Raw genomic sequence first — 14,488 nt, 5'->3', positions numbered from 1 at the left:
CGAAAGCTTCCAGCAGGTTTTGCAGCGTCGCCATGCCGTATGGGCGACGTCGACGGGACCTCCTTGCCTCGGAAAAGGGGACCCGACATGATGGAGCATATTGCGACGACGCCTTTCGGCGGCGGCAGGATGAGCGCGCGCCTTTTCGTGCGTCAGCGCGAGGCGGCTGAGCGGCAGGAAAAACTGCGTGCCGGCGAGGGCGGCAATGACAGCGGCCGTGCCGACAAGTGGCAGCTGATGCGCGCGCTGACGGAGGCCCGTCAGGCCTATGGTATCGGTGACCGCACGATTTCCGTGCTGGAAGCCCTCATTTCATTCACCACAGCGCGGGAACTGGACGGCACGGTGCCGATCATCGTCTTTCCGTCCAACCGAGAGCTTTCGGTGCGTGCACGTGGCATGGCGCCGGCGACGATCCGGCGGCACCTGGCGGCGCTCGTGGAGGCCGGCATGATCTTCCGCCGCGATAGCGCCAACGGCAAGCGCTACTGCCGCCGCGATGAAAAGGGTGTGCTGGAAGATGCCTTCGGTTTCGATCTCGCGCCGTTGGCACTGCGGGCCGGAGAAATCTTCGAGGCTGCGGAAGCTGCCCGAGCCGAGGACCGGGCTATCCGGGCGCTGCGCAGCGAAGTGACGCTGCACCAGCGCGATATCGCCAAGATCATTGCCTGCGCGCTGGAAGAGGGGAGGGCCGGTGACTGGCTCGATCTTTCCGAACGTCTCACCGCTCTTGTCTTCGGCCTCGGCCGCCGCACGTCTCCGGATATTCTCGCGGCTCGCCGGGACGATCTGCAGCATCTGCGCACTGAAGTGGAAAACGCTTATCTTTCAAGTCTTTCAGAGCAAGAAATGAGCGGCAATGACCTTCATACTGAGCATCATATTCAGAATTCAAAATCAGACCTAACATTTGAAATAAACGGCCGAGAAACTAATACAGGCGAAGCCGCACATGCCGAGGGGAGGGCACCGGAGCAAAAGGTGGCGGTCAGCCTGGACAGATTGATGCGGATCTGCCCGGAAATCGCCGATTATGCAAAGGGTGGCGTGCGCTCCTGGGCCGATCTTCTGGCGGCGGCTGAACTGGCGCGCTCCATGCTCGGTATTTCGCCGGATGCCTGGCGCAAGGCGAAGGCGGCCATGGGCAATCAGGCGGCCGCAGTGGTGATCGCGATTCTTCTGGAACGGGGAGAAACCATCCGCTCGCCGGGCGGATACCTGCGCAATCTCACGGAAAAGGCCGGCCGCTCCGCTTTCAGCATCTATCCGATGCTCCAGGCGCTCGAACGGGCGCAGGGATAGGCAGGGACTGCCCTTTAGCCCTTCCGCCGCGGGCCGCGAGGACCGGGGTCGCAGATGCGGTTTGAAGCGGGGCAGAGAGGATATGCTGGCCGGATGGAGGGCGTTCAGGCGCCCCCCAGGAACGGAAAGGTCTCACCGCCAGCCGAGGGCCGGCGCGACGTGCTTCAGGATCGCCTCGATGACATGGGCATTGTAGGCGACGCCGAGCTGGTTCGGCACGGTAAGGAGCAGCGTATCGGCCTCCCGGATCGCCTCGTCGGCAGCAAGCTGGGCGATCAACTTGTCGGGCTCGTCGGCATAGGAGCGGCCGAAGATGGCCCGCGTCTTGTCATCGATGAAGCCGATGGAATCCTGTTCCTTGCCGCCGCGGCCGAAATAGGCGCGGTCGCGGTCGTCGACGAGGGCGAAGATGCTGCGGCTCACCGAAACGCGCGGCGTGCGGCTGTGGCCGGCCTCCTTCCAGGCTTCGCGATAGGCGCGGATCTGGGCGGCCTGCTGGACGTGGAAGGGTTCGCCCGTCTCATCGTCCTTCAGGGTCGAGCTTTGCAGGTTCATGCCGTGTTTGGCGGCCCAGACGGCCGTGGCATTGGAGCCTGCGCCCCACCAGATACGCTCGCGCAATCCTTCCGAATGCGGCTCGAGGCGCAGCAGACCGGGCGGATTGGGGAACATCGGGCGCGGGTTCGGCTGCGCGAAGCCTTCGCCTTTCAGTACGTCGAGGAAAACGTCGGCATGACGGCGGCCCATATCCGCATCGCTCATGCCCTCCTGCGGTTCGTAGCCGAAATAGCGCCAGCCATCGATAACCTGCTCGGGCGAACCACGGCTGATGCCAAGCTGCAGGCGGCCGCCGGAAATGAGATCCGCCGCGCCGGCATCTTCGGCCATGTAGAGCGGGTTCTCGTAGCGCATGTCGATGACGGCTGTACCGATCTCGATCTTATTCGTGCGTGCGCCGACGGCGGCGAGCAACGGGAAGGGCGAGGAAAGCTGCCGGGCGAAATGGTGCACCCGGAAATAGGCGCCGTCCGCGCCCAGTTCTTCCGCCGCCACGGCCAGTTCGATGGATTGCAGCAGCGTGTCGCCGGCTGAGCGGGTTTCCGATTGCGGGGAGGGGGTCCAGTGACCGAAGGAAAGGAAGCCGATCTTTTTCATGAACATGTCCGTCTGGCGCCGTGCGCCCGTTGCAGGAGAGTTGCCTGCAAGATGGGCAATCCCGGCCCGCTTGAAAAGGCCGGGAAGGAGAACGCTGCGTTCACAGATCGGAAGGGTAGGATGGGCCGATAGGACGTGCCTTGCGACCCGCCTCCGATCAGATCCGCTGACCGACGTCGATGCGGTTGCCGTCCGGATCGGCGAAAACGAAGGCCCGCAGGCCATAATCCTTGTCCTGGAGGCTCTTGAGGATGCGCAGGCCATGACGCTGGCAGAGAGCGTGCAGCGTATCGACATCGTCCACCAGCAGGTGGGCGACGTTGAAGGGGGCGGCTTTGTGCTTCGGCTGCAGGGTCAGATGCAGCTCCGCATCGCCGCGCTTCAGGATCATGAAGCCGACGGGCGTGCCGTTTTCAAAGGTTTTCGTAAAACCTAGGACCTGTGTGTAGAAATCATGGGCGGCAGCCATATCCCGGACGGGAAGCATGGCGGCGATGCGTCCGAACCGGACGCCGTGATCGGCGATATCGTCCATCGCAGAACCTCTCTGCTTGCGGCAAAGTCGCAAACGTTCGGTCAGACGGTGCTGCCCGGTGCGCTGCGCTTCGGGTTGATCAAGAGGACGGTGCCTGCGCGGAGCACCCTAGCGGATACCTGTGCCGAGCGAAAGAGGCTGCTGCGTTACTTAGGCTGCGTCAGGAGTCGAGTTCGGAATCGAGCCGGTTATAGGTTGCCTGTACCATGTCGATATCGTTGAGATGGCTGGCGACTGCCAGTTCCACCATCACATTGGCGACTGCGGCGTCGACCCGTAGAGGCGCTGCGGAGCGGGGTGCGGCGGCAAGCGCTTCCGCCCTTTCCTGATCGCCGCCCAAGGCAAAATAGAGATCCAGCGCGCTTTGTAGAAACGGCGTGCCGCGCGCGAAGGACGAGCGCAGCTCTCCCTCGCTCTGTTCCGCCAGCGCCACCGCCTTATTCTGTAGCTCGCTCATTCCGCTTTTCCCAAACCCGCTTCGCTTGCCGCCCCGATGGCCGACATTTTGCCTATCTAAGCGTGCAAACCTAGCCCGAGCCTGATCGGGGTGCGCTTTCGGGGTAGGGTAGGGCCTCTCGTCGCCTGTTCGGCGAGGGGCCATTGTCATTGGCATCGCGCGTATTTTTACCGAACGGCCTCCACGGGAGTGGAGGATACCCGGGCGGACGTTTCAACGAGAAAGAAGGAAAGTGCGCCAGCCACCAGAAAGCCGAAAGCGAGGGCGAGAGGCGTACCATCATGGAAACGGCCCATGCCGATGGCGAAGCCCGTTGCGATGAGGCTTGATCCGGAGGCAATCAGGGAGGCGCCCAGGCCAGCGACCTGCCCCAGCGAGCGCATCGCCATCGCATTGAGATTTCCAAAGAGGAGGCCGATGGAAAAGAAAGCGGCAGAAACCAGCGCCATGAAGGCCGGAAGCGGCAGATTCCCCTTCAAAGACAGGACTGCGAGCACCATTGCCAGCCCTGTCAGCGTCAAGCCCGCAAGGGCGGCGCGCGCCATGGCCTCCATGCCGAAACGCTGCACGAACCGGGCATTGAAATAGGAGGCAAGACCAATGCTGGCCGCGAGCGCTGCGAAATAGAAGGGGAAGGTTTCCGCAATCGCGTAGGCATCGAAGAAGAGGTCGGCTGCCGTGCTGAGATAGAGAAGCTGTGCGCCGAAGACGAGACCGGTGGCGACGATGAGAAGTGCCACGCGCCTATGGGAAAGAATGCGTAGGCCATTGCGCAGCAGGAGCTTCGGCCGGAAGGGGATGCGCCGCTCCGGTGGCAGGGTTTCTGGCTGGCGCGCCATCAGCCACAGGCCGAGCAGCCCCGCGGCCGCGAGATAGAGCACGAAGACGCTCCGCCAGCCCGCAACGGCGATGAGGCCCTGCGCCAGAGCCGGCGCAAGCATCGGCACGAGGATGAACAGCGAGAAAAGGAGGGAGAGAACGCGGGCCATGGCATCGCCCTCGTACTGGTCGCGGATCATCGCCCGCGTGGCGATCTTCGGGCCGGATACCCCGACGCCTTGCAGGAACCGCCCAAGAATGACCATCTCCAGCGATCCTGCCAGCATGGCGACGACCGTTCCCGCCGCATAGACGCCGAGGCCGAGCACAAGCGCTGTCTTGCGGCCCAGCGCATCCGAAAGCGGCCCCAGCAGCAGCTCTCCGAACGCCATGCCGAGGATGAACAGCGAAATGACATGCTGCGTGGAAAGCGGCGGCGAAGGGCCGAAATCCGTTCCGATCGCGCGCAGACCCGGCAGGAGCGCATCGATGCTCAGCGATGTCAGGGCGGTGAGCAGGGCATAGAGCACGATGCGTTCGCGAGGGCCGACCGATCCTGCCATGTATCTTTTTCCTTCGAGAAATCCCCGCGGTTGCCGCGAGACCGGACGTAAGCGAGACCATCACGGAGAGCAAGGCCGCCGGTCTCGACCTTCCAAGCGACGTTGAATGGCCGTGACCGCCGACGAACCGCTGGACTTACTCTGTCGCTTGAAACCTCAGGATACCCGCTACCCGTGGCGCGGAGCCGTCGGAGGGATGCGCAATCCCGTCCATCACGGCAATTTCGGCAAAATCGAAGGGACTGACGCCCTCGATGCAGGCGACGTTAATGCCGAACTGGCTCGGATTCGAGCGGCGTTGATGGTGCGTATAGATCCCGCAGGTCTTGCAGAAGTAGTGTTTCGCCGTGCCCGTATTGAATTGATAGAGCGTGAGGTTCTCCACGCCCTCGACAAACTCGATGTCCTCGAGCGGCGCGGACACGGCAACAGCGCCGCGCATCCGGCAATAGGAGCATGTACAGCGGCGGATCGACTTGAAGTCATCCGCCAGCCGAACCCGGAACCTCACCGTTCCACAATGGCAGGCTGCACTATGCGGTTTTCCGTCCTGATTCATGGAAGCCTCTTTGTATCGCGTCTGTGCGCGGGCCGGAATTTCGGCCCCCAGATATCCCGGAATGGGGACGTCATCGTTACCTGCCTTTGTCGGCGCCGCAAAATGGCAGTTTCATGAAACAGCCGGGCTCAAGGCCCGGCTGCTCGGTGATGTCGCTGCATCCAGTCGCCAGCGCCTAATTCTTGACAGGGGAGGGGCAGTCGTTCGAAGCAAGGAGCCTGCTTATCCGGGCAGCGACGCGCAACGTCCCAGCCTCTCGTTACGGTCGGTTCCTGAAGACGACGCAGGCACCTCCACGATTGCGGACCTCACGGCACACGGCTTCGGCCTCCTGCCGGGTCTGGCGGCCAATTCGGGCGGTGTATCGCAGTCTCGTCCCGAAGGCGGGGTTGCGTTCCTTTTGGATCAGGGGTTTTTCCTTGTTCAGCGGTGCGGGCAGCGACCGCACGGTCGACAGGAACAGCCTGACCGCCACCGATTTCTGGAAATGCCCGGCCAGTTGCGCACCCCACGGCGCCCAGGCGCCTTCCACTTCAAATTCCAGCCCCTTGAGGCGTCGTGTGTCGGCGAGTGCGATGCAGGCGTCTTCGAAGGACTTCTGCCCGTCGAGGCGCAGATCGACGGTGGCGGGCGGCTCGTCGCGCCAATCCTCGGCCGCGTGAGCCGTGATATCGAGGACGTAGTTGCGAGTCTCCTGCGGCAGGCTTCCGGTTTTCAGGAACGTCCGCAGTCCGCCTTCGCCGGCATTGTAGGCAGCGGCCGCCAGACCGATATTGCCAAAGCGATCCCGCAGGTCATCGAGATACTCGGCCGATTCCTTCAATGCCTCTAGAGCGTCGAAACTGTTCGACAGGCCGCGCAGTCTTGCGGTGGACGGAATGAATTGCGCTATTCCTTCCGCGCCCTTCGGGCTGACGGCATCAGGACGAAACCGGCTTTCCGCCCAGATCAGCCGCGCGAAGAAATCTGGGGGGAGATCATTCTCGCCGGCGAAGCGGGCAAGCGCACCGCATATGTCGCGATTGAAGCTGGCCTCGCGAACGCAGAGCGTGCCCGTGCTGGAGGTCATTGAGTAGGTACACGGCGGCGCTCGCCATTCGATCTGGGCGATCGCAGTGTCCGGCGATGTTCCGAAGACCAGCCCCCCGGCAACCAGCAAGGCAAGTTTTCCCCTGTCCCGTCTCCGTCGTGCGTGCAACATCGCTCCCTCGTGTCACCGATGCGAAAGGCGACTGGACTCTACCTCCTTTTGTGGGGGGAGTTCCAATCCCAATAGATTCCACTTGGGAGCCTTGATGGAAGGGGCGCCTACAGCCCGGCTGCCTTGGTGAGGTTGACGCGGAACCGGTCGCGCCGGCGCTGGTAGCGGCGGGTCATTTCGGCCGAGGCATGGCCAAGCTGTTTTTGCACATGGCGCTCGTCCACTTCGGCCGAGGAGGCAAGGCCGGCGCGCAGCGAATGGCCGGCAAAAAGCTGCCCGCGCTCGGTCTCCGGCAGGTCGCTGCGCACCCCGGCCGCCAGCACCGCCTTCTTGACGAGGCGTGCCACCTCCTGGTCGTTCAGCCGGTCCGGTCCGACATCCTTGCCCCTGCCGGTCACGCGGCGGAAGAGGGGTCCTTTGGCGAGCCGGGCGAACCTGATCCAGGTGTCCAGCGCGACGAGGGGGCAGGTGGCGTCGGAGGATCCGCGGCCGACCTCGACCTCCCGCCAGCCTGTCTTGCCGCGTAGCGTCACCAGCACGCCCTTGTCGGTGATCTCGATCCAGCCGCGCCCGTCTTCGCTCTGGTCGCGGCCGAGATCGAGCCCGGTGATTTCCGAGCGGCGCAGGCCGCCGGCGAAGCCGAGCAGCAACATGGCGCGATCGCGCAGCCCGCGCAGCGAGCCGCGGTCGAGCGTCTCCAGCATGGCGATCAGATCCTCCGGCAGGATCGCCTCCTTCTGCCGCGGCGGGGCGGCGTGCCGGTTTCGAATTCCGGCCATGACGGTTGCGATATGCCGGTCCTTGCGATCGAGCCTTTCCCCACCGCGTTGGGCATAGTTCCAGCACAGCGACGACAGTCGTCGCTCGATGGTGGCGACACCCATCGTCTTGTCCGCTTGTGTCGGCGCGCCGGTACTGCTGCCCGAGGCGCAGGCGGTGATGTAGAGGCCGACCACCTGGGGATCGGGCGGAAGCACGGAAAGCCCCTGCCACCGGCACCAGGCGGAGAAGTGCTTCCAGTCCGAGGCATAGGCCTTGCGCGTATTGGCGGAACTCGCCGCCGCGACATAGTTGCGGGCCTGCTCTGCAAGCCCCTGCAGATGATCCGGCAGGGGAGGGGAGACAGGGTCAAGTACGGCATCCCCGCGCTCATCGCCTGAATCCCCTGTGCTGAGAGAGCGAGCAGACGGTACTTCGCTACGGTTTTCGGCATTCTGCTCGACGAGAGGGCGCATTTTTCAATAATGAGCTAGAATGAACGATAATGCAAGATTATCCTTCATTATATGGGAAAGACAAGCCGTGCGGTTTGTGTCGTAATCTATAGCATAAACCGCGCATCCATTATAGGATGGCGGCCATGGATTTGCCCGTCACCCCTCTCTTCGCCTCGCCGGTATTCCCGGCCACCTTGCCCGGCTGGACCCTGACGCGCGGCCGCGAGCCGGACGAGATTGCCGCTGCCTTCGCCGCCGGCATCGCGTTGAAATCGCTTGATGATCTTGTGCGCTCCTCGCCCGTTTGGGCCGGCTGCTGGCGCTCCCGCCAAGCCCTGAAATGCGCTGCGGTCACAGTCCGGCTGATGGGGCGGAACGAGGACGAGGCCGCGTTGCGGGATGCGCTCTTGCTGACGGCCGCTGGTGACGATCCGGGCCCTGCCGGCCGGGTGCTTTTGGCTTACAAAAAGGTTTCCACGCGAAAACCCGCTTTTTCCTCGAAGGCGGTGGCTGAGCTTGCCGATCTGTTGGGGCTTGCTTGGGACGACAGGCTGACCACGGCGGTCGATCATGCCGATGACGCGCTGCAATCGGTTCGTCCCGCACCGATCGCTGCGGCGGGCCTAGTCACGGCCCTGCATGCGGTGCGGCCGGATGCCGAGCCGCTCGCCTGGATGCTGGCCGACCTGCTGATAGCCGCGCTGCTGAAATGGGATTTTGCCGTACCGCTGCTGATGGCCGAGCGCTATGGACCGGCCTTCAAGACGCTTGGGGGCAGGGGCCGCGTGCGCCCGGGTGAACCGGCCTTTGCCCGGGCCGTCTGCCTAGCCCTCACCGAGACAACGGGCGCGGCCCTGCGCACCGCCGGTGAGATCGCCCGCCGCGCCGAGACGCTGCGCACCGTCGCACCAAAGGTTCGCACGAAAGGCGCCGGGGCCGTCATCCAGGCCCTGCTCAATGAGGACGCGGTGGCCGCCTCGGCGCCCGGCATCTCTCTATCGCGCTGGGCGGCAACCCGGCTGTTCGACCGTCTGGAAGGCTTTGGCGCCGTGCGGGAACTGTCCGGCCGCAGTTCATTCCGGATCTATGGGTTGTGATGATGAGCGAACCGGAGACGGCCAGCACGCGACGAGGTCGCAGATCGACATCGGAGGATGAAATCCTCCTGGATCGGGAACTGGTGGATCTGCCGCCGGAACTGCGCTGGCGCGAATGGATGTTGCGCGTCGAGGCGGTGATCTTTGCCGCGGCCGAGCCGGTCGGCCGTGAGACGCTAAGCCGTGTCGTCGGCAAGGACTGCAGCGTGGATCTCCTGATCGGTGACCTGCAGGAAGAACTCCGTGACCGGCCCTATGAGATCGTCTCCGTCGCCGGCGGCTGGCAGCACCGAAGCCGCTCGGCTTACGCTTCCGCGATCCGGGCGTCGCAGGCGTCGACGCGGAGTGCGGGGCCAGCGCTGTCCGACTTCGAGGCCATGGTGCTGATGGCCATCGCGTATTTCCAGCCGATCACCCGCGGCGACCTGTCGAAGATCTTCGGCAAGGAGGTCAGCCGCGACACGATCGCCAGCCTGCGCAATGCCAACTTCCTCGCCTCCGGTCCACGCAGCCCGACGCCGGGCGCACCCTATACCTATGTCACGACGAAGCATTTCCTGTCAGCCTTCGGCATGGAGACGCTGCGCGACCTGCCCGACATCGAGGCGCTGGAGGATGCGGGACTGCTGAACAGGCAAGCCATGGCGGCGGAAGCGATTGAGTCCGCTAGTGATGATGATAATAGTTAGCATTGGCCCGGGCCAGTCGATTTCGGATGGACAGGTCTGAATGCGCGGTAGCAGTGCGTCCGCGAACATCCCGATGTTGTGACGACCGATCCGCTGGTTTCCAAGCTCGTTTCTACTCGAAATGATAACCCAACTTCGTTGAGTGTCTTGCCATCGTCGTGTCGATATTAGCTCTCACTCGCCCTTGACGAATTGCGCTCGGATGAATGTTTGGACAATACGCAAGGCCAGTAGCCCTATTCATACAACGGGGTCGACGGTTCGTATCCGTTCAAGAGCATGAGCCAGACGCTGATTGCGCCACATAATTTTGCTTTTAAATTCGCTCAGAAGAGCGAATGCGGCGGCTTGACGTCGCCTTCCGCGTAGCGCGACAGGCGCAGATCATGGAGGTTCATCGGCGGTTGGCCGGTGATCAGCCAATCCGCCAGGGTTTTGCCGACGATCGGTCCCAAAGCGAAGCCGTGACCGCAGAAGCCGGTCGCGACCATCAGGCCACTCGGCGTGGTCGGCGCATCCAGCACGGGGATGCCGTCCGGCAAGACATCGATGCCGCCCGCCCAGCGTTCGACGATCTGGACGTTTCGCTGCGAGGGCATGGCCCTCTTCAGTCGTGCCAGGCAGGCATTGATATCGGCATCATTTGCGGCCAGCAGTGGATCGCGAACACCGACCAGACGGCCATTCACCCGCGTTTCCGATCGCGGCAACCGCTGCCTGACATCATCGAGGAACGTGCCGTTCAGCTTGAAATTGAATGAGCGAAAGTGTTGCAGCAACGGCCCCATATACCATTCCAGGGCGCGCAGATGGCCAAGCGTAACATCGACGTCGACGCGGGCATCATTGGCCAGATTGAAGCTGCCGTCGCTGCGTTGACGCCAGCCGATGCCACCGCCGATCGCGGCGACCGCGCCCACCGAAGGGCCGGATGAGGTGCGCGCGACGGTTCCCCGCACCTGATGCTGCGGCAGGGCTATTCCGAGCGAGCGCAGCACGCGCCAGCTTGCGGCGCCGGCGGAGCAGATGATGTGGTCCGTGCGGATTTCGCCACACTCGGTCCGGGCGGCGATCACCTTGCCGCCGGCCACGTCGATGCCGGTCAGGCCGCAGCCTTCGATGAAGCGAGCGCCGAGTTCCGCGGCCCTACGGGCAAAGGCCGGTGCCACGAGGCGGGGCTCGGCCTGGCCGTCGCTCGGCGTGAAAAGCCCGCCAATCTGCGGCGCCTCGAAGCCGGGCACCTGTGCACGCACCTCGTCGGCCGACAGAAGGCGTGTGTCGACGCCATGCTGCCGGGAGGTTTCCAGGTAGGATTCGTAGCGCGCCATCTGCGCGGCATTGTGCCCGATATAGAGACACCCGCCCTGTCTCCAGCCGAGATCCGCCTGCAACTCTTCCTGCAAGCCGAGCCACAGGCGGTTGCTCGCGATGGCGAGCGGCATTTCCGATGGGTCGCGTCCCTGCTGGCGCACGAACCCCCAGGCGCGCGTCGATTGCTGTCCGGCGATCCTGGATTTGTCGAGGACGACGGCCTTGACGCCCTGCTTGGCGAGATAATAGGCCGCTGCGCAGCCCATGATGCCGGCACCGACAATCACGACGTCGGCGCGTTTCGGCAGGGTAAAAGCATTGCTTTCCGGTTGGGTGCCGGTTTTGGCGACGACGCTCATGGCAGACCTGTCTTCCGTGGTTGATCGTGGCTGGCCGGCTGTCCGGCGGGCTTCACCAGGGCACAATGACAAGGGGGCGCTGGACAATCCAATGCTCATTGTGCAACAGATTTATTTGGAAAACGGATAAATCCGATCGACCGATGCCCAGGCGATTTCCCCCTCTTGCCGGCCTTCAGGCCTTTCTGGCGGTGGCGCGAACTTCGTCCTTCAGCCAGGCTTCGGAAATCCTTCACATCAGCCAGAGTTCGATCAGCCGGCAGATCCTGCAGTTGGAAAACCATTTCCGCAGCACGCTCTTCCTGCGCCACACGCGCCGGGTCGTCCTGACCGACGCCGGAGAGCGGCTGCTGCCCTATGTGGAACAGTTGATCGCCCTTCTGCTTCAGGCGATCAGGCCGTCACGGCGCAGTCACAGATCGTGACCCTGCGCGTCCATCCCTCGATCGCCATCCGCTGGCTGATGCCGCGCCTGCCGGATTTCTACCGGGACCATCCCCATGTGCGCGTCGATCTCGACACCGCCTGGAGCCGCCGGCCTGACTTCGAGCTCGAGGGCATCGACGGTATGATCGAATACGGAGCGGGGCCGTGGCCGAGCCTTGTCGAGGACCGGCTGTGGGAAGAGCATCTGGCACCGGTCTGCCGGCCGGGTCTGGTGGACGACCTTGCAAGCCGTGGTGACTTCGATGGCTTGGTGCTCCTGCATATGGACAGGACCCACGGGACCTGGGAGCGCTGGGCGGCGCAGGCGAAGATGTCACTTGCCGGCGCGCGGCATCTGGTATTCGACACGCTGGATCTCGCGGTGACGGCGGCCCAGCAAGGGCAGGGGATTGCGCTCGCCGACCTCGCTTTGGTCGGTGCTGCAATGCGCGGCGGTTTGCTGATGCAGGCCCATCCGGCCCAGCTCGATGCGGGCATGGGCTACAGCCTGATCGCACCCAGAACGTCAGACAGCCACCAGGGGTTTTGCCAGTTGCGGGAATGGTTGAAGCAGCAGGCGGAGATGACCCGCCGCGAATTGGTCGCCATCTAGACCCTGCCTGCCTCGAGCACCTTTCCGGGATTGAGAAGTGCCGGCGCGTCGAGCGCGTCCTTGATCCGGTGCATCAGGGCGAGTTTTGCCGGATCGGACAAAGCCGATAGCGGCGCCACCCGCTTCGCACCGATCCCGTGTTCGGCAGAAAACGACCCGCCCAGCTCTCCGATACCCCGGTAGATCGCCTCCTCGACGGCACGTGCCTTTCCGGCCGGAATGTCGCTACCGGCGCTGTTGAGCACGATGTGGAGGTTTCCGTCGGCAAGATGGCCGAAGACATAGGGATCGAACGCATCGTCGATCGCCTTCAGATCAGCAAGGCACCGTTCGAGATAGGACGCCACCTGCGAGAGGGGAACGGAAACGTCGTAGGATGGTGCACCCGGATGCTGTCGATAGATGAGGTCCGTGTCCTCGCGAAGCCGCCAGAGGTCGGTCTCCTGCGCGCCGGAAAATGCAATCACCGCTGAGGTGTCGGGATGAACGGCGCTCACGTCCTCATAGATGCGGCCTAGTTCCGATTGCAAGGCGGTCTCGTCCGCGCCGCCGAGCGTCATCAGAAGGTTGACGGGATGGTCGGTGGCGTAGTCCACAGCCGACCAGCGATGGTGGCTGGAGGTCAGGCGGAAATAGCTGTGCCAGATCGCTTCGGCAGCACGAAGATGGCCGTATTCGGCATCGAGCCCCCGGCGCACCGCCTCCAGTGTTGCATCCACCGAGGCCAGGCCGAACAGCGCTGTCGCGGTGGCCAACGGCTGGGGCTCCAGCTTGACGGCAACCCGCGTTATTACGCCGAGCGTGCCTTCCGCACCGACAAACAGATGTTTCAGATCATAGCCGGCGGCGTTTTTCACGACGCGGGTCAGGTCGGAATAGACCGAACCATCCGCAAGCACGGCCTCCAGTCCAAGGATACGATGCCGCATGACCCCGGACCGGAAGGCCGAAATCCCGCCGGCATTCGTCGAAGCCATGCCGCCGATCGTCGCCGAGCCGCGGGACGGCAGATCGATCCCCGGTTCAAGGCGATGCTCTGCGGCCGCCACCTGCAACGCCTGCAGCGTCACGCCGGCTTCCACCACCGCAACGCGTTCGACGGGGCAGAGATGCAGGATGCGATTGAGCCGGGCGGTGGAAAGCACCAGTTCGCCCGGTTTTGACATACCGCCGCCCACAAGCCCGGTTCGCCCACCATGCGTGACGAGCGGGACGCTGTGGGCGCGGCAGCATCTGATAATGGCGGCAACCTCCCCGGTCGTACCGGGGAGGACGATGGCGCTGGCGTCGAGATTTTCCGGCGTAACGCCGTAGTCGATCATGGTGACCGCCTCTCCCTCCCTGAAATTTCCTTCACCGACGATGGTACGGATTTCGGCAGTGAATTCGGGCTTTAGACGGTGCATTGGACAGGTCCTGTCGATGGCATCGGGAAAGAGGGAGAGGCTGATCTTGGGAGGTTAGGGCATTAGGCGTGAAGCGTGCCGTTTTTCTTCGCCGTCCAAGTGGCGATGTAGTCCATCAAGGCGGGGTTGAGGCAGTCGTAGGGCGCGAGATCGAGCTCCCGCAACCGGGTCCGAACGCCGTCCATCTGCGCCGGATCGTAGCCGCTTTCGATGATCGAGGAGACAAAGGCCGCAAAACCGGGCTTGGCCCAGCCGCGCTCTTCGAAACGCTCCGGATGCACGAAGGACAGGCTCTTGAACGGGTGGTCGCGCTCGACGGGGCCGTACATATGCACGCCGCACGCCTTGCAGGCATGGCGCTGGATGAGGGCGGCCGGATCGACGACCGCGAGCTTGTCGCCGTTTTCGACGACCTCGACATTGTCGGTCGAGGCGACGGCGACGACCGAGAAAACGGCGCCGTCCGGCTTCCAGCACTTGGTGCAGCCGCAGGCATGGTTATGGGCGATGTCGCCCTTGATGCGGACTTTGACCGGATTGCTCGCGCAGTTGCAGACGAGCGTGCCGCCGGAAAAGGCGGCATCGGTCGCTTTGAACCCGCTGTCGATGGATGGATGTATCGCGATGCTTGGCATGGGCTTCTCCTCCTTCATGGCCGTCGCGGCATGCGCGGCCGATAACAGGCACCGCCAGCGCTGGCGCAGCGGCGCAACGAATGGATGGCAATGCAGGCGCGCTTCAATGCACGCTCAATAGACGACCACGCCGCGGATGGACTT

At 63.7% G+C, this 14,488-nt stretch carries 15 protein-coding genes; 5 read left to right on the top strand and 10 right to left on the bottom strand.

What is annotated here, in order from left to right; translation table 11 throughout:
- Nucleotides 1-87: 87 nt before the first annotated feature.
- Complete coding sequence (gene repC / locus V8U06_RS21175; protein WP_427142380.1) at nt 88-1,302, top strand: plasmid replication protein RepC; 1,215 nt, start codon at nt 88-90, stop codon at nt 1,300-1,302.
- Between the two features lie 132 nt (nt 1,303-1,434).
- Here repC and V8U06_RS21170 read toward each other — a convergent pair whose 3' ends face one another.
- The 7 genes from V8U06_RS21170 to V8U06_RS21140 all read right to left on the bottom strand — a co-directional run bounded on the left by V8U06_RS21170 (nt 1,435) and on the right by V8U06_RS21140 (nt 7,826).
- Nucleotides 1,435-2,457: an LLM class flavin-dependent oxidoreductase gene (locus V8U06_RS21170; RefSeq protein ID WP_427142379.1), complete on the bottom strand. Its 1,023-nt coding sequence runs from the start codon at nt 2,455-2,457 to the stop codon at nt 1,435-1,437.
- Nucleotides 2,458-2,614: 157 nt separating this feature from the next.
- The gene (locus V8U06_RS21165; RefSeq protein WP_427142378.1) at nt 2,615-2,992 is read right to left on the bottom strand and encodes a glyoxalase superfamily protein; all 378 of its coding nucleotides are present in this window, start codon (nt 2,990-2,992) and stop codon (nt 2,615-2,617) included.
- Between the two features lie 160 nt (nt 2,993-3,152).
- Nucleotides 3,153-3,449: a hypothetical protein gene (locus V8U06_RS21160; RefSeq protein ID WP_427142377.1), complete on the bottom strand. Its 297-nt coding sequence runs from the start codon at nt 3,447-3,449 to the stop codon at nt 3,153-3,155.
- A 167-nt stretch (nt 3,450-3,616) separates the two neighbouring features.
- Nucleotides 3,617-4,831 (bottom strand): multidrug effflux MFS transporter, encoded by a 1,215-nt coding sequence (locus V8U06_RS21155; protein WP_427142376.1) that lies wholly within the window; start codon nt 4,829-4,831, stop codon nt 3,617-3,619.
- A gap of 136 nt (nt 4,832-4,967) precedes the next feature.
- Nucleotides 4,968-5,390, bottom strand: a complete 423-nt coding sequence (locus tag V8U06_RS21150) for a GFA family protein (RefSeq protein ID WP_427142375.1) — start codon at nt 5,388-5,390, stop codon at nt 4,968-4,970.
- Between the two features lie 259 nt (nt 5,391-5,649).
- The gene (locus V8U06_RS21145; protein WP_427142374.1) at nt 5,650-6,591 is read right to left on the bottom strand and encodes a lytic transglycosylase domain-containing protein; all 942 of its coding nucleotides are present in this window, start codon (nt 6,589-6,591) and stop codon (nt 5,650-5,652) included.
- A 107-nt stretch (nt 6,592-6,698) separates the two neighbouring features.
- Entirely contained in the window at nt 6,699-7,826 is a 1,128-nt protein-coding gene (locus V8U06_RS21140; RefSeq protein WP_427142373.1) for a tyrosine-type recombinase/integrase, read from the bottom strand.
- Between the two features lie 125 nt (nt 7,827-7,951).
- Here V8U06_RS21140 and V8U06_RS21135 point away from each other — a divergent pair, with 125 nt between their 5' ends.
- Together V8U06_RS21135 and scpB are read left to right on the top strand one after the other, a co-directional pair.
- Nucleotides 7,952-8,905, top strand: coding sequence for a DUF1403 family protein (locus tag V8U06_RS21135; RefSeq protein WP_427142372.1), 954 nt, complete (start codon nt 7,952-7,954; stop codon nt 8,903-8,905).
- A 2-nt stretch (nt 8,906-8,907) separates the two neighbouring features.
- The gene (scpB, locus tag V8U06_RS21130) at nt 8,908-9,594 is read left to right on the top strand and encodes an SMC-Scp complex subunit ScpB (protein ID WP_427142449.1); all 687 of its coding nucleotides are present in this window, start codon (nt 8,908-8,910) and stop codon (nt 9,592-9,594) included.
- A gap of 326 nt (nt 9,595-9,920) precedes the next feature.
- Here scpB and V8U06_RS21125 read toward each other — a convergent pair whose 3' ends face one another.
- Complete coding sequence (locus tag V8U06_RS21125) at nt 9,921-11,264, bottom strand: NAD(P)/FAD-dependent oxidoreductase (RefSeq protein WP_427142371.1); 1,344 nt, start codon at nt 11,262-11,264, stop codon at nt 9,921-9,923.
- A 143-nt stretch (nt 11,265-11,407) separates the two neighbouring features.
- Between V8U06_RS21125 and V8U06_RS21120 the strand changes: the two genes are divergently transcribed.
- Both V8U06_RS21120 and V8U06_RS21115 read left to right on the top strand, forming a co-directional pair.
- A complete protein-coding gene (locus V8U06_RS21120; protein WP_427142370.1) occupies nt 11,408-11,689 on the top strand; it encodes a LysR family transcriptional regulator in 282 nt (93 codons plus the stop codon).
- Nucleotides 11,686-12,303, top strand: coding sequence for a LysR substrate-binding domain-containing protein (locus tag V8U06_RS21115; protein ID WP_427142369.1), 618 nt, complete (start codon nt 11,686-11,688; stop codon nt 12,301-12,303). Before V8U06_RS21120 ends, V8U06_RS21115 begins: the two co-directional genes overlap by 4 nt.
- Here the strand turns inward: V8U06_RS21115 and V8U06_RS21110 are convergent.
- Together V8U06_RS21110 and gfa are read right to left on the bottom strand one after the other, a co-directional pair.
- Entirely contained in the window at nt 12,300-13,709 is a 1,410-nt protein-coding gene (locus V8U06_RS21110) for an FAD-binding oxidoreductase (protein ID WP_427142368.1), read from the bottom strand. The genes V8U06_RS21115 and V8U06_RS21110 overlap by 4 nt on opposite strands.
- A 62-nt stretch (nt 13,710-13,771) precedes the next feature.
- Nucleotides 13,772-14,344 (bottom strand): S-(hydroxymethyl)glutathione synthase, encoded by a 573-nt coding sequence (gfa, locus tag V8U06_RS21105; protein WP_427142367.1) that lies wholly within the window; start codon nt 14,342-14,344, stop codon nt 13,772-13,774.
- Nucleotides 14,345-14,488: the final 144 nt, after the last annotated feature.

This window comes from Shinella sp. G-2 (assembly GCF_050172695.1).
Taxonomy (GTDB): Bacteria; Pseudomonadota; Alphaproteobacteria; order Rhizobiales; family Rhizobiaceae; genus Shinella.
This window is presented reverse-complemented; position numbering and strand designations above follow the sequence as displayed.